We start from the raw sequence: 3,207 nt of genomic DNA on the forward strand, positions 1-3,207 counted from the left end.
TAACCTTTAACACAGCCTTATTATTAAAAAAATCTCCTACCGTAACATGATAGGAGATTTTCCATATAGTTTCAACAAACACAACTTTCAAAATCGTTTGGCAGATTAAATCCAGCCTCTAAAGCGGCTGGCTTCAGCCATTTTTCGTACCCCAACCATATAGGCAGCAAGGCGCATATCAACTCTTCGTGTTTGCGCAGTATCATAAATATTCTTGAACGATTTCACCATTACTTTTTCTAATTTTTCTTCAACTTCTTCTTCTGTCCAATAATAGCCTTGATTATTTTGAACCCACTCAAAATAAGATACTGTTACTCCGCCTGCCGATGCTAATACATCTGGAACGAGCAAAATGCCCCGCTCAGTTAAAATTTCGGTTGCTTCCAATGTGGTTGGACCATTCGCTGCCTCAACCACAATCTTCGCATGAATATTGTGAGCATTTTCTGCTGTAATTTGATTTTCAATCGCCGCCGGAACAAGAATATCGCAATCCAGCTCAAGTAATTCTTTATTTGTAATGGTATTATTAAATAATTTTGTTACCGTGCCAAAGCTGTCCCGTCTATCTAAAAGATAATCAATATCTAGACCATTGGGATCATGCAGTGCACCATATGCATCTGAAATACCAATTACCTTTGCACCAGCATCATGCATAAACTTAGATAAATAACTTCCTGCATTTCCAAATCCTTGGACAACTACCCTTGCTCCTTCAATTTGAATTCCCTTCTTTTTTGCCGCTTCACGAATACAAATGGTTACACCTTTTGCGGTTGCCGATTCACGTCCATGAGACCCCCCTAATACAAGCGGCTTTCCTGTGATAAATCCAGGGGAATTGAATTCATCAATACGGCTATATTCATCCATCATCCAGGCCATTATTTGTGAGTTAGTAAATACATCCGGTGCTGGAATATCCTTCGTTGGTCCTACAATCTGACTGATTGCTCTTACATAGCCACGGCTCAGTCTTTCAAGTTCTCTAAAAGACATATCACGCGGGTCGCAGACAATTCCACCTTTCCCCCCGCCATACGGAAGGTCAACAATCCCGCATTTTAAACTCATCCATATCGAAAGGGCTTTCACTTCAGTTTCAGTTACGTTAGGATGAAACCGAATACCACCCTTTGTAGGCCCAACTGCATCATTATGCTGCGCACGGTACCCTGTAAATATCTTAATAGAACCGTCATCCATTCTTATGGGAATTTTCACTGTTAGCAAACGTAATGGCTCCTTTAAGAGCTCATATACTTCTTCAGGATAACCTAACTTTTCAAGGGCTTTATGTATAACTGTTTGTGTTGATTTCAACACATCATGATGATCTCCCTCTTGATTAGTTTGACTATTTGCTTTTTCGGCTACCATTTGAAATCCTCCTAGAAAATTCTTTACGAATGTTGTCTTCTTTCAGAGACAAGTATACACGTTTAATGGATTTATGCAAGAAGAAAAACATAGACAAAGTCTTATTTGAAAACGCTTTGGTGAATATAAGAAGTTTTAAAAACACGGAGGTTTTTAAGGACAACTAAAGGGGCCTTCGCCCCTTTAGTATGATATGAATTTAAACAAGTTATTTAAAAAAATGAAGAATCGTTTCCACAGCAAAATGTTTCATCACTGGTTTGCCATACTCAGCAAGAACATATGGACTTAGAATGGACGGATTCCCAAACTCTGATAAAATACATGCCGCCCTTTCCTTTTTGTCAGCCTCAACACTATCCATAAGAAGATAGTAGCGATTATGCATATAAAAAAGATTTCCACCATAAATGTCTATAATTGAAAGTCTTTTGGCAAGTCCGACAAGATCCTCAAATTCATTAAACTCATATAAGAGATCCTCGCAGCCCTCAACCCTTACCTGCATTTCAATATAACCATCGTATAATAACTCTTCATCGTCTTTTACTTCATCAACGGTGATAATTAAAATCATTCCTTGAGCCTGAAGGGAGAAAATTTCTACAGCTACAGAACCCTGGAAATCAACATCAAATTCCTCACTTGCCTCTTCGAGCATATCATGAAAGAGCTGATTCCATTTACTTGAATCCTTCCAAATATCCTCTTTTGAAAGTCCTCTTTCAAATAGATCATCAGATGTTAAAAAAATTTTTATTTTATTGGCCGTTAAGCGTTCTAAGCGCATGCTTTTGCCCCCTGCCGTGACGTAACTCTTGTTTTTTAGTGTATGCAGCAGGGTACTATTGGTGATTTGTCTACCTCAGCCTAACTTTTCCGGTCCTTGTTTTAAGATAAGCAGATGTGTTTCTGCAGGGGCTCCTAACCTTAATGGTACGGTCGTTGTTCCATACCCATTACTAATTAAAAGAACAGTATTATAATGCTTTTTTATCTTCCCTTTTTCAAAAGGGCTATATCCTAGGATATGTATTTGACCTCCATGAGTATGTCCGCTCAACACCAATCGAATGTTATGCTCAGGCAAAACTTTTTCTGTTATAGTTGGAATATGACTAGCTAATATTTTAAAACTGTTTTCTTCCGCATCCAATAGAGCTAAATCAAGCCGGTCTCTCTCTTGGCTGCAGTCATCAACCCCTAGAAGAGATAATTTATCTCCGCGGTCTGACTCAAAAGTAACGGCTGTATTATCCAAGACCTTTACTCCTAAATCAAGGAAAGTCGCATCTAATTTACGGAAATCCACCTCATAATCATTGTTTCCCCAGACAAAATACACAGGTGCAATTTGTTTTAATTTCAATAAATTGTCCTTAACTTGTGAAAACGATACCCCCTTTTCCGTTAAATCACCTCCAATAATAACCAGGTCTGCTCTCCCTTTTACCTTCTGAATGATTAAATCAGAAATTACTCTTCTATGAATATCTGAAATAAAAAAAATGGTTACCTTACCAAATGAATCAGGAAAGTCCGGAAAGGTTAACTCATGCTCGACAACTTTATTTAAAAAGGCCTCTTTCACCATTAATAAGAGGAGAAGGATACCTCCCACCACCAATAAGCCAATTATTCCCCAAATCATCACTTTGTTCTCCTCCTCTTAAAGTTCTACGGAAATCATACCATAAAGAAGACGGGAAGGAACAAAAGGATCTTCAATTGGTAACCACTCAAAAAAATAATAAGCAGCAATGACATTCTTTTAAGCATAAAAACCCCTCCCCCTAAAATATTGAACTATAACCCGAATAA

General features: G+C 38.0%; 3 protein-coding genes. All 3 read right to left on the reverse strand.

Annotation, left to right across the window (positions count from 1 at the left end; translation table 11 throughout):
- Nucleotides 1-105: 105 nt before the first annotated feature.
- The 3 genes from V7266_RS07865 to V7266_RS07875 all read right to left on the reverse strand — a co-directional run bounded on the left by V7266_RS07865 (nt 106) and on the right by V7266_RS07875 (nt 3,037).
- Nucleotides 106-1,386 (reverse strand): Glu/Leu/Phe/Val family dehydrogenase, encoded by a 1,281-nt coding sequence (locus V7266_RS07865; protein ID WP_335467280.1) that lies wholly within the window; start codon nt 1,384-1,386, stop codon nt 106-108.
- Nucleotides 1,387-1,594: 208 nt separating this feature from the next.
- Entirely contained in the window at nt 1,595-2,176 is a 582-nt protein-coding gene (locus tag V7266_RS07870) for a genetic competence negative regulator (protein WP_335467281.1), read from the reverse strand.
- A gap of 75 nt (nt 2,177-2,251) precedes the next feature.
- Nucleotides 2,252-3,037, reverse strand: a complete 786-nt coding sequence (locus V7266_RS07875; RefSeq protein ID WP_335467290.1) for a metallophosphoesterase — start codon at nt 3,035-3,037, stop codon at nt 2,252-2,254.
- Between the last annotated feature and the right edge of the window lie 170 nt (nt 3,038-3,207).

This window comes from Neobacillus drentensis, from assembly GCF_036965645.1.
GTDB classification, from domain to species: Bacteria; Bacillota; Bacilli; order Bacillales; family Cytobacillaceae; genus Neobacillus; species Neobacillus drentensis_D.